We start from the raw sequence: 23,109 nt of genomic DNA on the forward strand, positions 1-23,109 counted from the left end.
GTCGACGGTATCGGCATGCCGCACCTCAAGGGACCACCACGCCGACCGAATTGGATCTCCAGCCGTCACCCCGGAATGCGGCTGCGCGCGACGGCCCGACGGCAACCCACGAACCGCTGACCAGATAACGTCCGGACGGCAAGGAGCCGCCGCCACAGACCGATCCGTCCCACGCGACCTCAGCGGAGCCCTCCTCCCCCGCGCGTAGCACCGCCACCCATGCCGGATGATCGAACTCGCGTCCGAAGGCCCACCGCCACACGACGCCGGAGGCATCCTCCACCCAGAAATCGAACTCCTGCTCGCCCTGTTGGTAGGCCAAGTCTGTAGTCCCGCGGTTTCGCGCCGTGAGTCGAAATACCCAGTTGCCGGAATCCCCTTGGACATCCAACCGCACCTCGACATCCTTGGGAGCCTTGCCGGCGCGTCCGGGCGATCCACAATCGATGGTCCGGCCAACCGAAGACAGGAGCCCGCGCGACGCATCCACCCTCGGCTCCTCAGTACCACGACCTCCGGATGAGCAGCCGGAGCCGACGAGAAGAACCAGAGCCAAGCCTGCGGCACCAAGTCGCCCGAGAGACGCACCGAACAGCCAAGAACTCACAGAATCGTCCACGTTCCACCCCGTTCGCGAGATCAGACTTAGGGCCACGCGCGGCAGTTCCCGGGGCGAGGCATGAGCCCGTCCGCTTCAGGACGCGGTCTACTCCAGGACTCACACCGACCACACGCGACGTTCTCCCAGCGCGGGTATCCCGCCGCCCCGTGCCATCCACGCAAACCCCCGGCGAGCCCCAGACCACTGGACACAAGGCATCCGACCCGAGCGCGCAGGTCACGAGTCCGCGCTCCGAACGCTCAGCAGCTTCCAGCTGCGCATGTGTTCAACGGTCCGAGTTCTGTCGATAGCTGGATGTTGCCGATCGCCGAGAAATACGAAGTATTCCAGTCGTTCTTGGGGCCGCCCCAGAGAATCCCTTTCAGGTTGACGTCTCCGACCGGCAGTCCCTCCCGCGCGATCATCGCGCTCCCGCTATCGCCATTGTAGGAAAACGCATTCGTCACGTACTGACAGAGCAGCGTGATGTTCGTCTCGTCAACATTGATGTCAAGGCATGTGCCCGTGACTGTTCCACTCGAGTAGCCGCTACTCGCACCGACTTTGGCAATTCCGCGTCCCGAGATCGGAGCAGTCTCACCCTTAACCGTGTACTTGCTCGTCCCGTTCCACGCGGGGACCGGGGGCGGGTCACCGGTTGTCGAAGACGCGGATGCGATCTTGCCTTGCTCAACGGTGGCCGTGGGTTGCAGGCTGAAGAAGGCCGAGTCGCTGTATCGACACACTCGCCCTGTTGGGCATCCCATGATCCCTGCGGCGAATTCCGGATCGCGCTCCTCAGTCCCGACCCACACAGCCACAACTGGTTGCCCCATAACCGTGCCCTCTTCGCCACCCCACGTGTCTGTACAGTGGGAGTTGGTCACGAAACCCTGCATGGTGCCCATCTTCGCGTTAAACCCTAGGGTGCACCACCCCCACAGGGTCTCAATCTTCAAACCCCCCACCATTGGCCGATGATAATCCTGAAGATTGCTGCGAAACTGAGGTCGCCTGCCCCGAGCCAGTTTGATCGCGCCTGTCGGAATCCCGACCTCAGCAAGCCTGGCCTCAATCGCAGCCACCTGCTCTGGGGTGCCGTCCACTTCGATGCGGACGACATTGTCGCGCTCTGCCACATCAGTCGATACCGCCCCCGGCATCGACAGGACTTCCTGGGTCGCGCGGGCTTGCCATGTCTTCAACTCCTCAAAGCGGTATGTGCTGGCGACCCCAATGACGGAAAACGTACGTAGGTCCCCGACGACATCGAACAGCGCGTCCGCTGCCTGGATGGCAAGGGCTCGATCCCCGCCGACAACGCCGACATATACCCTGTGTAACGCCTCATCTACAAAGGCGCCTGCAAACTCGGGCACCTGGTGCGAAACCTCGAGGAACACGCCATCGCCAACTGCGGTCACCGATGTTGTTGGGGTGTCCGGTGACGATTCGCTCACCGCGGGAAGAATAAGAAGAAGCACTGTCATCGCGGAGACAAGGATTCGGCTCATCACGCGTCCCCCTTGGGATCGGCAACAGACAGGCAGGCGTTCCGTCCCGGTCGACGCTTTCGGATGCCGAGGATGGATGAGTGGGCCGACGCCAGGACAAAAGAGTAAATAACACACACACACACACTGTCAAGGGCCCGACGAGGGGCTCGCGAACAACGCGATTCGCTGCTCGTAGGGAGGCCTACGCGCGCGCCGCGCGCGCGACGTTGTCGATCAGCATGGCCACGGTCATTGGGCCGACTCCGCCGGGGACAGGAGTGATCGCGCTCGCGATCTCGGACACCGGCCCGAAGTCCACGTCGCCGATCAAGCCGGCGCGCGTCGGCGAACGAAGAACAGCCAAACCCAGTACATCGTTACGCCGAAGCCCGGCGCCAGCAGAATGAGGACGACCCACACCCAAACCCGCGCGCGCGCGGCGTGAACGAGCGACGCGATCGTCACCGACAGCAGGATCAGCGGCAGGACTACGGCCAGGCCACCTCGCCACGGATCCGACGAGGGGGCCCGCGTGACCTGCGCCCACAGAACTAGCGCGACCACCGATCCGCAAACCCCGGGTTGAATACCCGAACTCCAGAGGTTCTCATGGGCAGACTTCCTACGACACGGCTTCCGCTCGGGCTCGCATAGATCGGAATCGACGCTGCGTCCCTTCCCGGGCCAAGGGGATCGGCATTCAGGTCATTCTTGTCGACATAGCCGATCGTCTCGCCGTTGGGACCCACCACGCCGATACGGGCCGGCATCTTCGAGAAATCACCCCGCCCGTCGGCGTCCACCCAAGAGGGCCTTGGTGGGGCGGACCCCGTATCCGTCACAGATGACACAGCGAAGATGCCGCTGAGCACAACGACGATCCCGAGAACGGTCCCGCGCCTGGATGAGGCTCGCATCTCCATCCCCTCCTTGGCTCCGTCATGTCGACGGTGTCAACCGCCGCGTCACCGCCCGACTCCCGCGAGAATATTGATGCGGTGAATATCAATCAAGGGAGCCGCAACCCATGGCCCCGTTACGCGCGCGCCGCGCGCGCGACGTTGTCGATCAGCATGGCCACAGTCATTGGGCCGACTCCGCCGGGGACCGGAGTGATCGCGCTCGCAATCTCGGACACCGGCCCGAAGTCCACGTCGCCGATCAGGCCGCCTTCGGGGCCTTTGTTGGTTCCGACGTCGATCACGACGGCGCCGGGCTTCACCATGTCCGCGGTGAGGGCCTTCGCGTGGCCCGCAGCGACAACGATGATGTCGGCCTCGCGCGTGTGGGAGCCGATGTCGCGCGTGCCGGTGTGGCACAACGTGACGGTCGCGTTCAGGCCCGGGCCCTTCTGTGACAACAGGATCGACAGCGGACGTCCCACCAAGTTCGAGCGCCCCACCACGACCACGTGACGGCCTTCGACATCGACTTCGCCGCGGTGCAACAACTCGACCACACCTGCCGGGGTTGCGGGAACGAAACGCGGCCGCCCCATGGCGAGCAGTCCCTGGTTCTCGGGGTGCAATCCGTCCACGTCCTTGGACGGCAGGATCGCGCACTGGATCTCGAAGGGGTCCGCGTCACACACCTTCGGAAGCGGCAGTTGCACGATGATGCCGTGCACGTTCGGGTCGGCGTTCAGTTCATCGACCGCGCGCAGGATCTCGTCTCGCTTGGCGTCTGCCGGAAGAACGCGGTCGAACGCGACCATACCGGCGGCAACCGCAGCCTTGTTCTTCATGCGCACATAGGTGGCGGATGCCGGATCCTCGCCGATGAGCAAGTCCACGAAACCCGGAGTCACACCGGCGCGCGCCACGCGTTCGGCGACCTCGGCGCGCACCTGCGCGGCGATCGCCTTTCCGTCGATTATTCGCGCTGCCATCAGCCGTGCCGGAAGTGACGGGTGCCGGTGAAGACCATCGGGATGCCGTGCTCGTTCGCCGCGGCGATGACCTCGTCGTCGCGAACCGAGCCGCCCGGCTGGATCACCGCGGCGGCGCCCGCGGCGGCTCCGACATCGAGTCCGTCGCGGAAGGGGAAGAACGCGTCGGAGGCCATGACCGAGCCGCGCGCGCGATCCCCTGCCTTGCGCGCGGCGATCTCGGCCGCGTCCACTCGGCTCACTTGGCCGGCGCCGATCCCAACCGTCGCGCCGTCGGACGCAAGCACGATCGCGTTGGAGCGAACGTGTTTGCACGCGCGCCAGGCGAACAACAGGTCGCGCCACTGATCTTCGGTGGGCTCGGCGCGCGTCACCACGGTCATGTCGGCGCGGTCGTCGGCTGCGGTGTCGGGATCCTGAACCAAGAACCCACCCGAGATCCGGCGGAACGCGCGCTCGACCGGCGGCGTCGCGTCCAGCACCAACAAACGAAGGTTCTTTCGCTCCTGAAGCACCGCGATGGCACCCGCCTCGAATCCCGGCGCGACGATGCACTCGGTGAAGATCTCGGCGAGCATGCGCGCGGCGTCCTCGGTGACGGCGCGGTTGAAGGCGACCACGCTGCCGAAGGCCGACAGGCGATCGCAGTCCAGCGCGCGCGCGTATGCCTGCGCAACGTCGGCGCCGATCGCCAAGCCGCACGGAACCGCGTGCTTGATGATCGCGCACGCCGGCTCGGCGAAATCGAAGGCGGCGCCGAGGGCGGAGTCCAGGTCGAGGTAGTTGTTGAAGGAGAGTTCCTTGCCGTGGAGCTGGCGCGCGCGCGCCAGCGTCCCCGCTGCGGCGTCCTGCTCGACGTACAACGCGCCGCGCTGGTGGGGGTTCTCGCCGTAGCGCAGCAACTCGCCTGAGCGCTCAAGCGCAACGCTGATGCGCTCGGGGAACTCGATGTCTTGCTGCATCCAGGACGAGATCGCGGCGTCGTAGGACGCCGTCAAGGTGAAGGCCTCGGCCGCAAGCGCGCGCCGCGTAGTCGCAGTCAAACCGCCGAGACGGCGGATCTCGTCGGCGACGACCGCGTAGCGCCGCGGGTCCACCACGATGCCGACGCCGGAGTTGTTCTTCGCCGTCGCGCGCACCATCGCGGGACCGCCGATGTCGATCTGCTCGATCACCTCCGGCCACTCCTTGCCGGCCGCGACGGCCTCGCGGAACGGATACAAGTTCACCACCACGAGGTCGATCGGATCGATCCCGGCTTCGGCCAACTGACGCATGTGTTCAGGGTCGGCGCGGTTCGCGAGGATCCCGCCGTGGATGCGCGGGTGAAGGGTCTTAACTCGGCCGCCGAGCATCTCGGGGAATCCGGTGACTTCGGCAACCGGCGTGGTGGTCACGCCGTTCTCAGCGAGGTGCCGGGCGGTGGAGTCGGTGGCGATGATTTTGATCCCAAGGTCGGCGAGATCGCGACAGAACTCGGCGAGGCCGGTGCGGTCAGAAACGGAGACCAGGGCGGTTTTCACAGGCACGGTATCGGGCATGTCGCCACTCTACCGGATGGGCGAAGAGCCCCTACAGGCGCCGCACGCGCCTTCCTTCGACCTCGAGGCGACCTTCGGCAAACAGCCGTATCGCCTCGGGATACAGACGCTGTTCGACCGCCTTTATGCGCTCGTGAAGCATCTCTTCGGTGTCGCTCTCTTCGACGACCACGGCCTCCTGAAGAATGATCGGGCCGTGGTCCACTTCCTCGTCAACGAAGTGGATGGTCGTGCCGGTGATCTTGACTCCCCACTCCATCGCCTCGCGCACGCCGTGCGCGCCGGGGAAGGACGGAAGCAACGCCGGGTGGCTGTTCATCGAGGGGACGCCGAGAGTTCGGAAGTAGATCGGTGAGAGGATCCGCATGAAGCCCGCCTGGATCGCGAGGTCGATGCCGCGCTCGCCCTCGGCGCGCGCGATCGCTTCGGAGAACTCCTCGCGCGAAGCGAAGTCCTTGAAGTCGAACACGAGCACCTCGACGCCTGCGGCCTGCGCGCGCTCGATCGCCTTGACGCCGGGCCTGTCGGTCACCACGAGCGCAACCTCGTAGTGGTCGTCCTGGCCGTCCAGGATCGCCTGAAGCAGCGACCCGGTTCCCGAGGCAAGTACCGCGACACGCAATCTCTTCACGCGCGCAATGCTACCCGGTCGGCGCAGCACGGCCCGGCGGAGGTCTACCATGACGGCGATGGCACGCCCGATCGACTTCTCGGCACTCACGCGCGCGGAACGGCTCGTGCTCGCCTCGGGCGCACTCGGCCTCGTCAACGGGATGATCCCTTGGTGGTACCGAGCCACGACCTCGCAGGGCACCTTCACCTACAACTCCGGATTGCGCGGATGGGGAGTCGTGGCGGTCCTTGCCGGGGCCGCTGCGGTCCTCGGTGCGCTGGCGCGCGGCTGGATCTGGCCGCGCTCCGCCCCCCGCCACGACGGCACCGCGTACCTCGTGCTTGCAGCCGTCGCGCTCGCGGCGCTGTCGGGAGAAGTGGGCGCGCGCGGAGCGTGGATCGGCGTCTGGGTCGCCCTCGCCCTCGCGTTCGCCCTGGGCGCCGCCGCCCTAGCCCGCCGCGCCGAACGCCGCCGCGGCTGGAGCTGAACTAAGAAACCCGGCGCTCGAGGCGCTCGGCGATCCAGACCTTGATCACCGACTGTCGAGTTACTCCAAGACGCTTCGCCTCACGGTCGAGCGACTCGATCATCCAGGACGGGAAGTCCACGTTCACGCGTCGCTGCTCCTCCCCCGGCCTGCGAGCCTTGGACAGGTCGAGGTCGGCGGTGACGTCCTCGCCTTTGTCGAACTTACGGTCGAGGTTCTTCGCCTTCATAGATCGCCACCTCCTCAGCGCGCGCCCTGCGGACCGAAATCAACCTCACCCTTTGGTCGCGGTCAGTGCAGATCGCCGACCAATGCTGTCCGGCAATCTGCCCAATGACGACGTACCGGGGTTCGTCTTCCGTACGAGCCGGGATCTCGACGCGCATCTCGTCAGTCCAGATCGCCTGCGCATCGACGAAGTCGATGCCGTGCTTAGCCTTGTTCGTCTCGCTCTTGCGCCGATCGAACTCGAACTCCACACCCTTGAACTCCACGCCCAGCCCCTGGTCTCCTCAGTATAGAAACTATACCGTTCCGACGTCTAGATGACCAGAGACAGCTCGGATCCGGGTCGCCGCGCACCGGTTCCCGCTCCGACCCCGCAGGGACCCTGAAAATCCCACACTCAATGTTCGTTTTTCATGGTACACTGTGACCATGATCGAGCGGTCGCAGTGGCTGGCGGAGTTGAAGGCCGCTCTGCGGCGAAGCCGAGTTGTTGCCCTCATCGGCCCACGTCAGTCCGGCAAGACCACCCTTGCGCGCGCCCTCGTATCACCCGACTCTCCGAACTACTTCGATTTGGAGGATCCCCGCAGTCTCGCGCGTCTCAACGAACCGATGACCGCCCTCGCACCGCTCAAGGGAACAGTCGTCATCGACGAGATCCAGCGACGGCCGGAGTTGTTCCCCGTACTGCGCGTACTTGCCGACCGACACCCACTCCCTGCGCGGGTTCTCATTCTCGGCAGCGCAAGTCCTCCGCTGCTTCGCCAGTCCTCGGAAACGCTCGCCGGACGCCTCGAGACACTGACGCTCGCGGGGTTCGCGCTGGAGGAACTCGGCGCGGGGGTCCTTCGCAAACACTGGAGGCGAGGAGCATTTCCCCCCGCATACCTCGCTCGTTCCGAAAAGGCGAGCCTGATCTGGCGCGAGCAGTTCATCCACACCTTCCTCGAGCGCGACGTCCCGCAACTCGGCATCACCATCCCCTCGGCCACGCTTCATCGGTTCTGGACGATGCTGGCGCACTACCACGGAGGGGTCTGGAACGCAGCAGCCTTTGCTCGCTCCCTCGGAGTCGCCGAGCCCACAGCGCGACGCTACCTGGATCTCCTCTCCGGGCTGTTCATGGTGCGGCAACTTCAGCCCTGGCACGAGAACTTGAAGAAGCGCCAGGTCAAGTCGCCGAAGGTGTACGTGCGCGATAGCGGTCTGCTTCACGCTCTCCTCGGTCTGACGACCGAGCATGACGTCATGATGCATCCGAAGGTCGGTGCCTCATGGGAAGGCTACGCCCTCGAAGAGACGCTGAAAGCCGTGCGACCGGAGGCCGCCCACTTCTGGGCCACACACACAGGCGCCGAACTCGATCTTCTGCTGGTCAAGAACGGAAGGCGCTACGGCGTGGAGTTCAAGCTCCAGGATGCCCCCCGCGTGACGCCCTCGATGCGGATCGCGATCAGCGATCTTCAGCTGACTCGGCTGACGGTGCTGTACCCGGGAGACCAGTCCTACGAGCTCGATTCTCGCATCGCCGTTGTCCCTCTTGCGCATCTGGCAACGGCCGGAGCCGCCGCGGTGACGAAGAAACCGACACCGCGCAAAGCGGCGACCTGACCCCACCGGACCCCTGGCAACAGGGTGGTTTCTAGCAGCTGCCTTCGTAGTGGAGATTGTGCTGTTGCTGAACGCCGATCCCCACCCCGACTCCCCCAACCCCGACGAAGTAGGGAACACGGCTCTCGTTGTTGGCTCGGTTGGGGTCGCTGCCCGAGAAGACTGACGCGTGAACCCAGACGTCTCCAACGACCCCAACGGCGTTCCAGACGAAATCGCATCGCCGGGCACCACCTGGATCCAACGCAACGGACACCTCGGCAAGGTCAACGCGGTAGTCCGAATCCGGCTGCGTGACCCACACCCTTAGTCGCGCCTCATCCGGTCCCGTCCCACGATTTGAAACGTCCACGTGGATTCGCCGACTCAACCCTGTTCCAACCGGCAGAGACATCACCCCGGTTCGGAGAACCTCCTCCTTCACAACCACGCGATCCACTCCGAAATCCGGCCACGGGACGGCAATCATGACAATGTCGATGTTGCCCGTCTCTTCCCCGAGGGCTACGTGTACGGGTGTCGCTCGAACAGCGGACGTCTCCCCCTCGTACCACTGGTCGTAGTGGGCGTAGTCGTAGCAGTCATAGAAGTAGACCGTGTATTCGCCGGCAGGAAGACCCCCGATCTCGTATCCGCCGCCGGTGTCGGTAAACGTGACGCCGCCCATGGGCTTCCCGTCCATTGAGAAGACGTGCACGCAGATGGCTTGCAGGGCAGAACCGATCTGATCGACGACCTCGCCCGATATCGATCCGCCGAACACCATTTGGGCATCGACACGGACTCCACCACCGGCGGGCACCGAGACGGGATCGGCAAAACCGCGGCTGGGCTTGCCCGAACCCCATTCCTCCAGATAGCGCGTGTAGTACCGACAGTCCGTGAACTGGACCTTGTATGTCCCCGGATCGACGTCCTTGAGCACATACCAGCCCCTATCGTCTGTCCAGGCCTGATAGGTCGGAACTGTCGCATCGTCGGCCCACGCCGACACGCAAATGTCCTTCAGCGCACCGACTTTGCCGGTGACGCCGCCATAGATGTTCCCAACGTCCTGCGCGCGCGCAGGGAGAGCGACGGTCAGCGCAAGCAGTGCGACGGTCGCTCCAATACGGAATCCCTTGGTCATGCTCTCTTTCTTCGCCGATCGAACCCCGAAACCCTGCTATCTCCCATGCGACGTCCCATCAAACCCGCGGGGAACTCTACGGGCTCTCGACCCGCGGGCGCCGGCCTAATTGGCAGACAAGAAACTCGTCCTGTTCGTCGCGCGATTGGAGCTCAAACCGCAACTGGACGCAATGACGGTGACGAGCGCGCCACCGACCATTACGCCGATCCGATTCCGGAGACCCCCCACGGCCGACAGTTTAGATCTTCCCATCACGTACGCCGCAGACCTGCTTTGTTCTTACCTTGCGGCGAGCCGAATGCTGTTGCCCCCGCCCGCCGAAGCGCTGATACCGGCCGCAATGGCGCTCAAGCCCCGTTCTTGGCTGGTCTGGTCCGGTGCGCGCGCCCGCGGCCTCGAGGGCTACTAACGAGCACCGCCGGACCCTCTTCGTGGCCCACATAGGGAACGGCGCTTTCCTGAACGATGCGCGCGACCTCGACCCGCTCCCGATCGCGCTCCAGGCGCGCGGCCATGCGACGCACTTCGAGAGCTCCGTTGACGGCCGCCAGGAAATCGGCTCCTTTGCCGGCCGGGAGTCCCTCACCGAGCGACGCGGCGAACCAACGAGTCACGTCGGACCACCGCCAAATGCGCCCTCGGGACTTGAGGTGCGATATCGGGGACGGGAACCCACCCGGGCCGCGCTCGCCGGCTATCAGAAGTCGTACGCTCTCGCGGGTCCGGCCGGTTCGCTCGGCGATGTCCGCAGCCGTCACGAGATCCTCAGGCTCCACCCGGATCACTCGCAGACCGGGAACGGCCGACTCGACTGCCCGCTTCGCCGATCCGACGGCTTCGGCCAACGAGCGAGACCGCCGCGTGAAATCGGCGTACTGGCATCCGTCCACTTCCCCGAACGTTGCGTCACCGCAACCGGCATCAAAGAGAGCGTCAACCGCCGCGTCACTGAGCGCGTCCGCGCCCTCCAAAACCAAGGTGAACTCGTAGGTGGCCATCTCGCTATCTCCTGCCCGCCGCGACGCATCGTGCTTCACCCCAGCGATGTCCCGAAGCGCGCGGACTCACCCACCAGCCGCGCGACTCCGCAAACCGCAAAGCCGCCTCAACCTCCTTCTTGGGATGGCGCGCGCGCACCCGATCATCGCTCGCCCGTTGGCACTTGTCAACGGCTCGGCGCGGGCCCGTCTAACGCGTCGACAGGAAGTACGACCTCTGCACCCAAGGAAGCGAGAGGCTCTTCCTGGTGCCGGTCGTCAGATCAACTCGGAAAACGGGCCCGATGGCGGCCCACGGAGTCTCCCAGCAATCATCGACATTGCATGGACGGGTCTTCGTCAGCACCAGTTCGTCGTTCGACACCCACATCGCATCAACCGCATCATCGGCGACCTTCCGCTCGGTTCCGACCGCAAGATCGAAAACGTACGCTGCGGGGTGCTTGCCGGACGTGTCGTACGCCAAACGAGTCCCGTCGGGTGAGACCGAGGGCCGCATGGCGTCGTGACGGACCGCCAGAGTCTGCCTCGACCCAGTCACCGGATCGAACGAATACCACACGCGGCGGGAGTCCAGCTCGGGGGTGGCAAGCTTGTACGAGTCGCGATAGGTGCTTCGGTAGTAGATCCGGGATCCGTCTGGCGACCACGTGGCAAACGTGCCCTCCCCGGGCGGAGCAACATCGCTGCCGTCCGGTCGAACGACGAACATCGTGACCCCGGTGAGCCCGTCGTCGGAGTAGAGAATCTCCTGGACGAGAAGCATCCGCCCATCCGGCGACCAAGATGCTTCCGCATCCTCGTCCTCTGCCGACTCGCGCAGGGCAGCGTCTCCGAGAGCACCTAGCCGGTGCACCTTGCCGGTCGCACGGCAGTAGTGCATCGCCGTCAGCGCTACCGAGGACACGTCAACTTCCTGAGACTGAGACCGCGTGAGACTCAGTGCCGACCCGGTGGGATCCCACGCGCCGGGGGTGAAATCCCCTTCGAGCAGGACACGGCTCTTCCCGGTCCGCAGATCAATCTCTATAACCCGGGATTCGTCATAATCGCCCAGCCCGTAGCTGATCGTTTCCGGACCGGAGAAGTCGGCACCATTGACAGCGTGCTTCCCACCTCGCACCAGGCGCCGAGACTTGTCGGTCTTCATGTCGTAGATCCAGAGGTCGTTCGCATAGCCCACGCCGGTGGGCCGCGCAAAGAGGATCCGCTCGACGCCGCCGGGCGGACGGTCGATGGCAGCGCCGGGGACGACCGGACAGGGACCCACCGACGCTGCCGCGGATGGCGCAGGACTCGAAGACCCGATGGCGCTGTTCGTCGCGCGATTGAAACTCAAACCGCAACCGGATGCAATGACGGCGACGAGCGCGCCACCGACCATTACGCCGATCCGATTCCGGAGACCCCCCACGGTCGGAAGTATAGGGCGGCTCCCGGGGGCGCTCATCATCGGCGTGCACTGAGGACGGACGACGCATTGAAGTTCCACACTCGTCGGCACCGTGCCTCTATTTCTGGAGATGCTCCGCAGCGACAGAGGTAGGCTCTGCTCGGCCGTACGCAAGTCGAAGCGCTGGGATCAGCAATGATCGCGTGTGAGAGTGTCTCAAAGACGTACCGGATCCGAGACCGCCTCGGGTGGTTCCGGCGCGGTCCAGCGCGCGCCATCCCGGCGCTGCACGAGGTCTCGCTCAGCATCGAGCAAGGTGAGATCGTCGGGCTGCTCGGCCCGAACGGCGCCGGCAAGACCACCTTGCTGAAGATCTTGTGCACGCTGGTGCTTCCAGACGCCGGGCGCGCGCACGTCGGCGGCTTCGATGTCGCATGCGACGCGCGCGCGGCGCGCATGGCGATCGGGTTCGTTCCGGCGAGCGATCGCAGTCTGCACTGGAAGCTCACGGCCCGCGAGAACCTCGCGCTCTACGGCGGGCTCTACAACCTGTCCCGCTCCACCGTGCGCTCACGTTCGCATGGGACCCTAGCGAACGTCGGCCTCGCGGACTTCGTCGACGTCCCTGTCGAGAAGTTCTCAACCGGGATGCGCAAGCGCCTCATGCTCGCGCGCGCCTTGCTGCACAACCCGGCTGTGCTCCTTCTGGACGAACCGGGAAGCGGCCTGGACGTGCTCGGTAAGCGCGAGATGTGGACATCGCTGCGGCAAGCGGCCGCCGAGCACGGCGTCACCACGCTCATTGCGACGCACGACATGGAAGAGGCCGAAGTACTTCCCGAGCGACTGCTGCTCATCGATCGCGGAACTTTGCGCGCGGACGGGACGGCCACCGATCTGCGCCGGCGCGCAGGGCGGGAAGATCAAAGCCTCGGCGACGCATTCCTCGCTCTCACCGGAAGCTCACTTGAGGACTCCGAATGAGAGCTGTGCTTGCCCTGCTGCGCGCCGAGATGCTGCGCCGGCGCGCGTATCCGCTTCAGATCCTCGGCCTGACGCTCAGCCCCTTTCTTGTCGTCGGCCCGTTCGTGTTCGTCGGGACGATGTTCCCGGACCCGAAGGTGCGAACATCGGTCGCCGTGGGCACGATCCTTTGGTACTGGCTCTCGATGTTGTTCTGGGGAGTCGGTTTCGGAATCCGCGAAGAGATGGAAGAGGGCGTATTCGAGAGCATCGCGGCAACACCGGCGCGCCTCCAGTCGCTGCTGGCCGCCAAGGCGCTGGACGTCCTCGCCGGCAACATCTACTTGACTGTGTGCACCTTTGCGCTCCTTCGCTGGACGGCGAACGTGACGGTGGCCGTCCCGTGGAGCCGCATCGTGCCGGTAGTGATGGCGGCCGCGTTCGCGCTTTCGGCGCTCGCCGTGGCTTACGCGGCACTCGTTCTGGCTACCCGGCAGGCTTCTGGGATTGGATCCATGACGCAGCAAGCTCTCGGAGCGCTCTCCGGCATGACGGCGCCCGTCTCGACGCTCCCGCGCGCCGCCCGATGGGCAAGCGCAGCCGTGCCGCTCACGTACGCAATCCAGGGCGCGCGCGCGGCCCTGGAAGGACGATGGCCGTGGAGCGAAATAGCCGTCTTGGCGGCCTTCGGAACCGGGATGCTGGTAGTCGGTCTGGCGGTCTTTGCGCACGCCGAGCGGCGCGCGCGCACTACGGGAACGCTCGGGGAGTATTGATGGCGGCTTTTGAAGCGACGTTGCGAGGGTCGGCAGCCCTGGCTGCAGCATCGCTTCGCGGACGTTCTCGCTACCGGCTGGACTACATCACGTCCACCGTCGGTCCACTGCTGTGGGTTATCCCCGCGCTCCTCACGCTTCGCTTTGCTGAAAGCTTGGGAATGGGTGATGCGTTCAAGGATGCAACCGGGATCGCGCGTTCGCGCGCGCCGCTTTACTTCCTCGCCGGTGCCGTCTACTGGAACTACGTGGAGGGCGTCTGGAGCCTCGCCATGAACGTGCGCGGAGCGATGCGCAGCGGAACGCTCGAACCGCTTTGGTGCACGCCGGTCCCGCGCCTCGCGCTGGTTGCCGGCTGGTCGGCGGGAACCCTGGCCTCAATCACCCTGCAGTCGGCAATCGCGTTCGCCCTCCTCGCGATCGTGGGTGGAACGCCGCCGGTCGTTTCCTGGGTGGGGGTCGCTGCGCTGTTGGCGGGATCGGTGCTGGCCGCATACGGCTTCGCGTTCGTGTTGATCGGCCTCACTCTTCGTTTCCGAGATGCCGAATCGATCGTGAGCATGCTCGGGAACGCCGCTCCGCTTCTCGGGGGCGTCATCTTCCCCGTGGCGCTTCTGCCACTCCCCCTGCGCCTTCTCAGCTATCTCTTCCCATTCACCTACGGCGCAGACTTGCTCCGTTCGCTCTTGGCCGGAAGCCGCACACTGCTGCCCGCACACGTCGAGGTGCTGGTCCTGGCCGCCATGGCAGTCGTGCTCCCGGTGCTCGGCTGGTGGGGTCTGGTCCGGCTCGAGCGCGGTGCGCGCGCCCGCGGCCTCGAAGGCTACTAGCCGATTGCTCGACCGGTCATCGTTACGCAATGCGCGCGAACGACCGGAAAAGCAAGGACCTAACAAATAGCCTTTTCGGGGCATGGAATCGGCTTCGCACCGTGAAGAGAATGAGGCATGACCCAAGGACATAAGGCCTCACTCGAGCAGGAGATGAGCCTGCTGCTCGAACTCAGTCGCGACGTTTCGAGCACACTTGACCTACAGGCCGTCCTCGACAAGAGCCTTGCGTCGCTGCGGCGTCTGATCGTGTTCGACGGTGGGTCAATTCAGTTGGTTGTCGACGGCGCCTTGCAGTTGGCCGCCACCGACCCCCCCGCGCCCCCCGAGGCGTACGCAGTTCGGCTACCGCTCGGCCGCGGACTCGGCGGCCGAATCGCCGTCACTTGCGAACCGCTCTACTGTCCCGACGCGACCGCCGACGCGCGCGCCGACCCCGAAGGACTCGCCAAGGCGGCGACGGCCGGAATCCGCAGCTACTTCGGTGCACCCCTCATCGAGCACGGAGCAGCGATCGGCCTCGTTCAACTCGATTCGGGCACCGTCGATGCGTTCCCGGCAAACGCGCGCGCATTCGTACTGGCGTTCCTCCCCACGATCACCGCCGCCGTGCAAAACGCTCGACTGTTCAATCGCGAGGTCGAAACGCTCAACCTCCTTCGCGAAGCGGAGAACATCAAGAGCGACTTCCTCGCACTCGTGTCGCACGAATTGCGGACCCCGCTCACCGTGGTGATCGGGATAGCCGACACCCTCGCCGGGCACACGGCGGAGTTCGACGCCGACACGATCAAGGACCTCGCCCGACGGATCGGCCGAAACGGCCAGGTACTGATGCGCCTGATCGAGGATCTGCTCGACCTGTCCACGATCGAACGTGACGTGATGAACATTGAAGTAACCTCATTGGACGCAGAAGAGTTGATCCGTGAGGTCGCCGACGGCATCCACGCCGAACGCCCACTGCGCATCCGGATCGCGCCGGGATTGCCGCCGGTCCTGGCGGATGCCGACCGACTGACACAGGTGTTGCGAAACCTCCTCAGCAACGCGGTGAAGTTCTCACCGCCGGGCACGCCAATCGAGGTACACGCCGAGATGGAAGGCGATCGAGTCGCAGTGAGCGTTACGGATCATGGCCTCGGCATCCCCAAGGAGTTCCAGGAGCAAGTCTTCCAACGGTTCTTCCAGGTTGAGCGAACGACGACGCGCTCAGTCGGCGGAATAGGCATCGGGTTGTACCTCGTGCAACATCTATGCAAGCTCATGGGCGCTTCCGTGCGCATCGACAGCTCGCCGGGGCACGGCAGCACCTTCACCGTCGTGCTCGCGGCGGCTGCCAGCGGGGCCAACGCTCTGCTCGATGCATGAGCAGCCCTATCGAACCGGCCCGGGCGCCGGGACACCTCGGACGTTTCGCCTACTCCTTCGGCTGCGCGTCAACCCGATCCGATCATTCGATGACCATCCTGCCCGGAATCACTTCAGCCACGCGCTACGGCGCTCGATGCCTACGAGCGAGATGGGGTAATAGGGGAGGACTACCGTGCGTCGATTCATTTGCTTGTCCGCGCTTCTCACGTGCGCGCTGGTGTCGTTCGTTACCATTCCCGCGCGCGCATTGTCGCTGACGACTGTCGTCGTCACTTTCGACACCCGGCCGACCGCCGACATGCTCGCCGAGGTCTCCGGTGTCGCCGTTGCCGTCCACGGGTTCAAGCATCTGCCGGCCGCGGTCGCCGTCGTGGCGCCGGGCGACGCAGGCCTGCTGGCGAACCTGCCGAGCGTGCGCCGCGTGTATCCGAACCGGGCCTTCACGTACCTGCTGCGGCAATCGACGCGCACGGTCCGAGCAGACCAGGCATGGGACCTCGGGTACAACGGCGCGGGAATCGGGGTGGCGGTAATCGACGCCGGCGTCGATGGGTCGCGTCCCGATCTTTGCGCCGCGCCGCAATTCTGCACCGGCACGGCCGTCAAGACCGTGCAGAACGTGAAGTTCGTCGGACGCCAGGACCTCGGCGTGGATCCGGTGTTGGTCCTTGAGGACCAGATAAACACCGACACGTCTTCCGGACACGGTTCCCACGTTGCCGGGATCGTCGGCTCCTGGGGCGTCTCCAGCGCCTACGAAGACGGCAAGTACCGCGGCGTCGCGTGGGGCGCGGACATCATCGGGCTCGGAACCGGTGAAGTCGCCACCGTCGACAACGTTCTCGCAGCCTACGACTGGGTCATCGCACACAGAGACGAGTACAACATCCGGGTCATCAACAACTCGTGGGGCCCGGGCGCCGGCGCACCCTTCGACCCCGAGGATCCGGTCCAGCGCGCAACGACGGCCGCGCACGACGCGGGGATCGCCGTCGTTTTCGCGGCCGGCAACGAAGGCCCCACCACCGACACTCTCAATGCGTTCTCGGCGAACCCGGATGCGATTTCAGTCGCGGCCGGGATGAAGGGCGGCCAGATCGCGTTCTTCTCCTCGCGCGGCGTGCCCGGCAGTTCCTTCTGGCACCCGACGGTCACCGCACCCGGGTACTTCATCGCCTCGGTCCGTGCCTCGACGGGCTTCTACGGCGACGTCGCCGACGCAACTGCGGGACCCAACCCGGATCTCGTGACCCCGCCGGACGACGTCTACTACGCGACATCCAGCGGCACGTCCATGGCGGCACCCCACGTCGCCGGCATCGTCGCGCTGATGCAGCAGGCTTCGTTCCAGAGTCGCGGCGCCTACCTCACTCCCGACCAAATCAAGAACATCCTGCAGAACACCGCGGTTTCGAACGACCCGGCGCGCGGTTCCGGCGGTCTTCCCAACTACCAGCGGTACACCATGGGAGCCGGCTACGCGGATGCGCTTGCCGCCACGACCGCGGCAGCTGCGGGCACGATGACTTCGGCATACAACCCACACACCGTCTACGACGTCCGGACCTTCTCCGGCGACATCGGACCGTCGACGGTGTTCGGGGTGTCGCAATCCGTCACCTCGACCTTCCAGGTCAACGCCGGCGCGATCTCACTGGACGCGATGATCGACTGGTCGCAGAAGGCGAACGGCCTCGATTTGGAGCTATACAACCCGTCGGGTGCGCTCGCGCACTCCACGTTCCTTCAGTGCAACCCCGACGCAGAGCCGAACGGCTTCTCGTGGTTCTGCACCCAAACCGCGAACCAGCGCATCGTGATCACGGCACCGGCTCCCGGCACGTGGACGGCCGTCGCACGCGGAACGATCTCGGCCGTAGACACGGTCAGGGGCACGTGGTCCGCGGTCTACCCCGACACCACCACACTCCCACCCGCCCCGGCGCCGGCGTCGATCACAGTCGCTGCCTCGTCACCACCGGCGAGCACGACCGGTCAGAGCGCCGCGGGTCAAAGCGTCGCGTTCGTGGCCACCGTGCACGACGCGGCCGGCAATGCGCTGCCGAACGCACCGGTCGCATGGACGAGTTCGGGTGTGGGCCGAATCGAGTTTGGGGAGACCACGACGCACATCGACGGGACTGCCGACGCGTCTGCGCGAAGCGACGTTGCCGGTAGCCAGACGATCACGGCATCCTCCGGGGAAGCAAGGGACTCGGCGAACCTCACGTGGATCGGCGTGACGTTGCCCGGCACCACGAGCACGCCCGGCCGAGCGTCGGGCGGCGGTTGGATCCCCGGCGCCTCGTCACCCAAGAACACGTTTGGGTTCTGGTCCGAATACCGCGCCGAATGGACCGGCCCCCAAGGGGAAGTCTCGTTTAACGACCACGCCGATACAAAGGTGAAGGCGGCCGGCGTGAACCGACTCGAAATCACGGGGAGCACGGCAACGGTAACCGGCACGGCGACCGTCAACGGCAGTTCGGGTTATCGCTTCCAGCTCACCATCGCCGACGACGGGACACCCGGTCACGGCAGCGACACATTCGACCTCCGGCTGACCGCCGACCTGGACCCGCTGTGGACGTACCGGGCCACGGGAACGCTCCGGGGAGGCAATATCGTCGTGACGCGCGACTAGCCCTACAACTACGCCGGCACTCCGGCTCGTCGCATCCCCGCCACTCGCCGTCATCTCGCGGCGGGACCGGCGAGCGCGAGGTGCGGGGCGTATGTCCGGTCCAAACGGGCGTCACTGTGCACACGCGCCGGCCAGGTCTGGTCCAGAACCGCAGCGATGTGCTCGGCGGCGAGCGGCTTGCTCAGCAAGTAGCCCTGCGCGACGTCGCATCCCAGGGCGCTCAGTCGGTTCCACGCAAGCTCGGTCTCGACTCCCTCCGCAACGACGCGAAGACCGAGCGTCCGTCCAAGGTCGATGATCGAACGCACGATAACGGCGTCGTCCTCGTCGGCCGTCATGCCCATGACGAACGAGCGATCGATCTTGATCTCGTCTACAGGCAGTCGCTGCAGATACGACAGAGAGGAATACCCGGTGCCGAAGTCGTCGATCGAGATCGCAATCCCCATCGAACTCAACCGGGACAGGGTGCCGATCGATCGCGCCGGGTCGGTCATGATGTTCGTCTCGGTGACCTCGAGAGTGAGCGACGACGGATGAACTCCGGCGTCACGCAGGCGTCGCGCGATCTGATCCGGGAGCCCTTGATCCAGCAGCGTTCGTGCGGAGAGGTTGACGGCCACACTCAGGTGGCGCCCGGCCGCCGACCACTTGGCGGATTGGCGAAGCGCGGCATCGAGCACCCAGTAGGTCAACGGACCGATCAAGCCGGTCTGCTCGGCGAGCGGAATGAAGTCGTCCGGCGAGACGAGGCCGCGACGGGGATGATTCCAGCGCACGAGCGCTTCGACGCCGGTGACCACGCCGCTGTCGATATCGGCCTTCGGCTGGAAGAACAGCATCAGCTCGTCCGATTCGATCGCATGCCGCAACTCGCCGACCAGGGCCAGCCGCGCGGGACTGTAGGGGTCGCGCTCGGGCGCGTAGATCTGCGCGCCGGCCTGCTCGCCCTTCGCGAAGTACATGGCGACGTCGGCGCGCTGCATCAAGGTGTCGGAGTCCTCACCGTGTTCGGGATACAGCGCGATGCCGATGCTCGCGCCGACGGTGATCGTAACCTCCTGCAGAACGATGGGCTGCTCGAGTGTGGCGCGCACGGCCTCGGCGACGCGCAGAGCGTCGACGGTGTCGGAAAGCCTCGGCAGGACGACGGCGAACTCGTCGCCTCCCAGCCTGGCAACGGTGTCACCTTCTCGCAACGAACCACGCAACCGGCGCGCCATCTCCTGCAACAGCAGATCTCCGTTGTGATGGCCGAGTGTGTCGTTGACTTCCTTGAAACGATCCAGATCGATCATCATGATGGCGACTTGGTCTCCGGCGCGCGCGGCGGCCAGGACCGCTTGCCGCGTGCGATCACGGAGCAGCGTTCGATTAGGCAGGCCGGTCAGCGCGTCGTGAAGGGCTTGATGCTGGTTCTGCTCTGCCTGGATCTTGAGCCGATCCACGAGTTCGCCGTTGTGAACCATCGCGCTCGCGTGATTGGCAAACGTTTCGAAGAGCTTCAGGTCCTCGTGGTCGAAAGTGCCGACGTCCCCGAGGCGGTTGCGGACCATGATCGTTCCGGCAACCTTGTTCGCGACGTACAGCGGCGCCACCATCGCGTCGCGGATCCCCTGCGACTCGAAATGCTCACGGAGGCGCTCGTTCTTGATCGGGCGAGGTATCAGCACCGCCTGCGCTTCCGACGCAACACGCGCCCACACGCCCTCGCCGGGATCAGGCCGCGCGGGCTCGGTAACGACATCGCCACCGTCGGCCCGGACGTACGTGCTCGTCGCTTCATGCTCCTCGTTCGCAAAGGCGACAACCTCCGCCGATTCCGCATTGAACATCGCGCAGAGTTGCCGCAGTATCTCGGGGATGATGGAGCCCTCTTCGAGGGGCTTCTCGACGATGCGCGTCGAGTCGTAGAGAAGCTCGAGACTTCCGTACCGCTGCCGGGTCGTGACGTACGCGCGGTAGGTGACGATCATGACGGCGGCCGCGATCGTCAGCAGCCATGCCGCGCGCGAGTCGTGCCAGATCACCGTTGCAGCCAGAAGCGCAAGGCCGGTATTGGTCGCGGTGGCAACCAGCCCGAGTCCCGGGAGACCGCGAAGGGCATGCCACACCAATCGTCCTTCGAGCAGCGAAACCGCGAGAGTGATCATCAATGCCGACGCGAGATCGATCGTGAGCGTGGCGCCGAGCGCGGCCGCCCACCACCGGGGCCCGAGGGGCTCGGAGGCACTCGCGAAGCACTGGAAGACGACGACGGCCAGCGTGGTACCGATCGCGTACTGGCTCAGGTTGAAGACGAACTTGACCAGCGGTTGCCTGCGGTGGATCGCGAGCGCCACCGCTGATCCGGTGACGAGGGCCAAGATCAGCTCCGACGGCGGAGCGAAGAGCAATCCCAGGACGATCGGCAATTCGCTGATCGAGAACGAGTGCGTGTCCCTGCGGACGTGCACATGCACGGCGAAGATCTCAGCCAGGCAGAACATCGCCGCAAGGAGCGTCCAGTGGATCCGGACGGGGGCACCGACCGGCGCCAACCCGCGGGTAACCCACACGTAGCCGGCCGCGGCAAGACAAGCCAAGAGTACGTTCAGGATCCAGACCCGGCGCGAACCGCACATAACCTAATCCCAGCTCCTCGCGGACCAGCCCTCGTCGGACCACGACCGGCCCGACCAGGATCTGCCCGACCAGGATCTGCCCGACCAGGACCTGCCGGACCAGGTTCGGCCGTCCCAGGTGTTGTCCGACCACGTGCGGCCCGACCACGTGCGGCCGGCGAAATCGTTCGCCGTCCAAGTCGCTCCCGCCCAGTCGACGGTGCGCCAGACGCCACCCACCCACGTGACGCCTCGCAGGAACTGGTCGGTCCACGCCACGGCATCCCAGCCGACGCCGAAGAGGTCCTGCTCCCCGGTCAGTGCGACCGTGCCGTCCACGATGCGCAGTGAGCCGCGCGCCGCCTCAAGCGACCCAAGTCCCGTCGCGGGAACAAAGAGCTGCTTGGTCAGCAGCGCCGAAGGCGTCGTCTTGCCGAGCGCGACCTTGAGGTCGAGTGCACCCGCGCCTTGCGCCGCAACGGTTGCGCTCGGGATCTTCGTCGCCGATTGCCTCAATAGGGCCTTGATTTGATCCGGCGAGATGGTGGGCCGCTGTTGGAGGATCAAGGCTGCGGCGCCGGAAACGACGGCGGTCGCTTGTGAAGATCCGCTGCCTCGGAAGAACCGCCCACCGACGCGCGCAGATGGGAAGAGCTGGTCGATGTCCGATGCCGGGACGCGCAGTGACGCGACCGAAGTCCCCGGAGCAACGACGTCGGGGTTGCGCACACCGTCTCCCCGGCTGGACCACGACGGGATCGTCGCGTCGCTCGTGCCGTACAGCCCGCCCGGATCGGTGTACCCACCCACCGCGATGACGTAAGGATCAATGGCCGGGTTCGTCATCCCGATGCTCTCGCCGCCGCGATTGCCGGCAGACACCACGACGACCAGACCCTTGCGCCAGGCAACTTCGGCCGCATAGGACAGCGGGTCAAGAAGGTAGCTCTGCAGACCGTAGCTTCCGAACGAAAGGTTCAAGACTCGGATGTTCAGACCGTCGCTCCTTGTGTGGTTGACGACCCAGTCGATGCCGGCGATCACTTGAGAAACGTCCGTCCACCCTTGCGCGTCGGCCACCTTCACGCTCACAACGCGCGCGTCGGGAGCGATGCCGAGGAAGCGACTGGTGTTGCCGGCCTTCACCGCCGTGGCCGAATCGCGTCCGGCGATGATGCCCGCCATGTGCGTGCCGTGACCGAACGCATCTTTGTTGCGTAGGTTCGGCGCCTGCGACTCCACGGAGAAGTCCGGACCGTAGACAACCTTTCCGGCGTCGTTGAGGCCTTGCACGTTCGCAACGCCGGAGTCGATCAACGCAACGTCGACTCCTTTGCCCGTGAAACCCTTGGCCCAGTAGCTGCTCGCGCCGGTGACTTTCTGCGCGATCGTGTAAAGGGAATATGGATCGGTGCCGGCGTCGTACCCGTTGGTCGCGGCGGCAAGCTGCACACGCCCGTTGCGGGTGACCGCCAAGATCCCGGACTCGGCGCTGAGACGATCCAACGACGCGCGCGGCACCTCGGCGACGAGGCCGCCGATAATGCCGATGCGGCGGACGGTGATGCCGCCTTCGCGCTCAACCGCGCGCTCGGCAGCCTGGGGCGATCCCGGAAGCGTACGCACGATCACCGAGACCATGTCCACGGTCGACGACGATCCGGACCGCGTGTCGCCCCAGGAACTGATCGCCAAGACGGCGACAATCAGTGAGGCTGCAACCGCGGACCTGCGACTCAGGCGCCTCTTCCCCATCCGTGCGTTCGCGTCCATAGCAATGCCTCCGCGTCGTTCTCGTACGTCTATGTACGGAGCCCACCAATCCCGGAAACATGGCCTCCCGCCGTCATTCCACGCGCGCGCAGCCACTACGCGAGCTATCGATCTCTCTAACTACGCCGGCGTGATCGCTCCATGCTTCATGAGGCGGC

The 23,109-nt window shown here is 65.4% G+C and carries 20 protein-coding genes and 1 pseudogene; 7 read left to right on the top strand and 14 right to left on the bottom strand.

Going from position 1 to position 23,109, the window contains the following annotated elements; translation table 11 throughout:
- Positions 1 to 25 precede the first annotated feature (25 nt).
- The 7 genes and pseudogenes from WDA27_07160 to purN all read right to left on the bottom strand — a co-directional run bounded on the left by WDA27_07160 (position 26) and on the right by purN (position 6,157).
- Positions 26 to 619: a BsuPI-related putative proteinase inhibitor gene (locus WDA27_07160; GenBank protein MFA5890714.1), complete on the bottom strand. Its 594-nt coding sequence runs from the start codon at positions 617 to 619 to the stop codon at positions 26 to 28.
- A gap of 242 nt (positions 620 to 861) precedes the next feature.
- Entirely contained in the window at positions 862 to 2,115 is a 1,254-nt protein-coding gene (locus WDA27_07165) for a hypothetical protein (protein MFA5890715.1), read from the bottom strand.
- 184 nt (positions 2,116 to 2,299) lie between these two features.
- A pseudogene (locus WDA27_07170) lies at positions 2,300 to 2,431 on the bottom strand (bifunctional 5,10-methylene-tetrahydrofolate dehydrogenase/5,10-methylene-tetrahydrofolate cyclohydrolase).
- Positions 2,425 to 2,661, bottom strand: coding sequence for a hypothetical protein (locus WDA27_07175; GenBank protein MFA5890716.1), 237 nt, complete (start codon positions 2,659 to 2,661; stop codon positions 2,425 to 2,427). Before WDA27_07175 ends, WDA27_07170 begins: the two are co-directional and overlap by 7 nt.
- 472 nt (positions 2,662 to 3,133) lie before the next feature.
- Positions 3,134 to 3,985, bottom strand: a complete 852-nt coding sequence (locus WDA27_07180) for a bifunctional 5,10-methylenetetrahydrofolate dehydrogenase/5,10-methenyltetrahydrofolate cyclohydrolase (GenBank protein ID MFA5890717.1) — start codon at positions 3,983 to 3,985, stop codon at positions 3,134 to 3,136.
- Positions 3,985 to 5,526: a bifunctional phosphoribosylaminoimidazolecarboxamide formyltransferase/IMP cyclohydrolase gene (gene purH, locus WDA27_07185; GenBank protein ID MFA5890718.1), complete on the bottom strand. Its 1,542-nt coding sequence runs from the start codon at positions 5,524 to 5,526 to the stop codon at positions 3,985 to 3,987. Before purH ends, WDA27_07180 begins: the two co-directional genes overlap by 1 nt.
- 31 nt (positions 5,527 to 5,557) lie before the next feature.
- Positions 5,558 to 6,157, bottom strand: coding sequence for a phosphoribosylglycinamide formyltransferase (purN, locus tag WDA27_07190; protein MFA5890719.1), 600 nt, complete (start codon positions 6,155 to 6,157; stop codon positions 5,558 to 5,560).
- Between the two features lie 58 nt (positions 6,158 to 6,215).
- Here purN and WDA27_07195 point away from each other — a divergent pair, with 58 nt between their 5' ends.
- Positions 6,216 to 6,626 carry a hypothetical protein gene (locus tag WDA27_07195; protein ID MFA5890720.1) on the top strand — a complete coding sequence of 137 codons (411 nt, stop codon included), beginning with the start codon at positions 6,216 to 6,218 and terminating at the stop codon, positions 6,624 to 6,626.
- 1 nt (position 6,627) lies between these two features.
- On the opposite strand, the gene WDA27_07200 is transcribed toward WDA27_07195, so the two are convergent.
- Positions 6,628 to 6,855, bottom strand: a complete 228-nt coding sequence (locus tag WDA27_07200; protein MFA5890721.1) for a CopG family transcriptional regulator — start codon at positions 6,853 to 6,855, stop codon at positions 6,628 to 6,630.
- On the bottom strand, positions 6,830 to 7,120 hold the full coding sequence (locus tag WDA27_07205) for a BrnT family toxin (GenBank protein ID MFA5890722.1): 291 nt from the start codon (positions 7,118 to 7,120) through the stop codon (positions 6,830 to 6,832). The genes WDA27_07200 and WDA27_07205 overlap by 26 nt, the downstream gene beginning before the upstream one ends.
- Positions 7,121 to 7,283: 163 nt before the next feature.
- Between WDA27_07205 and WDA27_07210 the strand changes: the two genes are divergently transcribed.
- Positions 7,284 to 8,465, top strand: a complete 1,182-nt coding sequence (locus tag WDA27_07210) for an ATP-binding protein (protein ID MFA5890723.1) — start codon at positions 7,284 to 7,286, stop codon at positions 8,463 to 8,465.
- Between the two features lie 31 nt (positions 8,466 to 8,496).
- Here the strand turns inward: WDA27_07210 and WDA27_07215 are convergent, their stop codons facing one another.
- The 3 genes from WDA27_07215 to WDA27_07225 form a co-directional block, all read right to left on the bottom strand.
- Entirely contained in the window at positions 8,497 to 9,594 is a 1,098-nt protein-coding gene (locus tag WDA27_07215; protein MFA5890724.1) for a carboxypeptidase-like regulatory domain-containing protein, read from the bottom strand.
- 350 nt (positions 9,595 to 9,944) lie between these two features.
- Complete coding sequence (locus WDA27_07220; protein ID MFA5890725.1) at positions 9,945 to 10,595, bottom strand: hypothetical protein; 651 nt, start codon at positions 10,593 to 10,595, stop codon at positions 9,945 to 9,947.
- Between the two features lie 190 nt (positions 10,596 to 10,785).
- Positions 10,786 to 12,009, bottom strand: coding sequence for a hypothetical protein (locus tag WDA27_07225; protein MFA5890726.1), 1,224 nt, complete (start codon positions 12,007 to 12,009; stop codon positions 10,786 to 10,788).
- Between the two features lie 174 nt (positions 12,010 to 12,183).
- Here WDA27_07225 and WDA27_07230 point away from each other — a divergent pair, with 174 nt between their 5' ends.
- The 5 genes from WDA27_07230 to WDA27_07250 all read left to right on the top strand — a co-directional run bounded on the left by WDA27_07230 (position 12,184) and on the right by WDA27_07250 (position 18,575).
- Entirely contained in the window at positions 12,184 to 12,972 is a 789-nt protein-coding gene (locus WDA27_07230) for an ABC transporter ATP-binding protein (GenBank protein MFA5890727.1), read from the top strand.
- Entirely contained in the window at positions 12,969 to 13,727 is a 759-nt protein-coding gene (locus tag WDA27_07235; protein ID MFA5890728.1) for an ABC transporter permease, read from the top strand. Before WDA27_07230 ends, WDA27_07235 begins: the two co-directional genes overlap by 4 nt.
- Positions 13,727 to 14,557, top strand: coding sequence for an ABC transporter permease (locus tag WDA27_07240; protein ID MFA5890729.1), 831 nt, complete (start codon positions 13,727 to 13,729; stop codon positions 14,555 to 14,557). The genes WDA27_07235 and WDA27_07240 overlap by 1 nt, the downstream gene beginning before the upstream one ends.
- Before the next feature lie 117 nt (positions 14,558 to 14,674).
- Positions 14,675 to 15,928, top strand: a complete 1,254-nt coding sequence (locus tag WDA27_07245; protein ID MFA5890730.1) for a GAF domain-containing sensor histidine kinase — start codon at positions 14,675 to 14,677, stop codon at positions 15,926 to 15,928.
- A gap of 175 nt (positions 15,929 to 16,103) precedes the next feature.
- Positions 16,104 to 18,575 carry a S8 family serine peptidase gene (locus tag WDA27_07250; protein ID MFA5890731.1) on the top strand — a complete coding sequence of 824 codons (2,472 nt, stop codon included), beginning with the start codon at positions 16,104 to 16,106 and terminating at the stop codon, positions 18,573 to 18,575.
- A 50-nt stretch (positions 18,576 to 18,625) separates the two neighbouring features.
- Here WDA27_07250 and WDA27_07255 read toward each other — a convergent pair whose 3' ends face one another.
- A complete protein-coding gene (locus tag WDA27_07255) occupies positions 18,626 to 21,199 on the bottom strand; it encodes an EAL domain-containing protein (protein ID MFA5890732.1) in 2,574 nt (857 codons plus the stop codon).
- Between the two features lie 3 nt (positions 21,200 to 21,202).
- Positions 21,203 to 22,951: a S8 family serine peptidase gene (locus WDA27_07260; protein MFA5890733.1), complete on the bottom strand. Its 1,749-nt coding sequence runs from the start codon at positions 22,949 to 22,951 to the stop codon at positions 21,203 to 21,205.
- Positions 22,952 to 23,109: the final 158 nt, after the last annotated feature.

Source organism: Actinomycetota bacterium (assembly GCA_041658565.1).
Lineage (GTDB): Bacteria > Actinomycetota > AC-67 > AC-67 > AC-67 > JBAZZY01.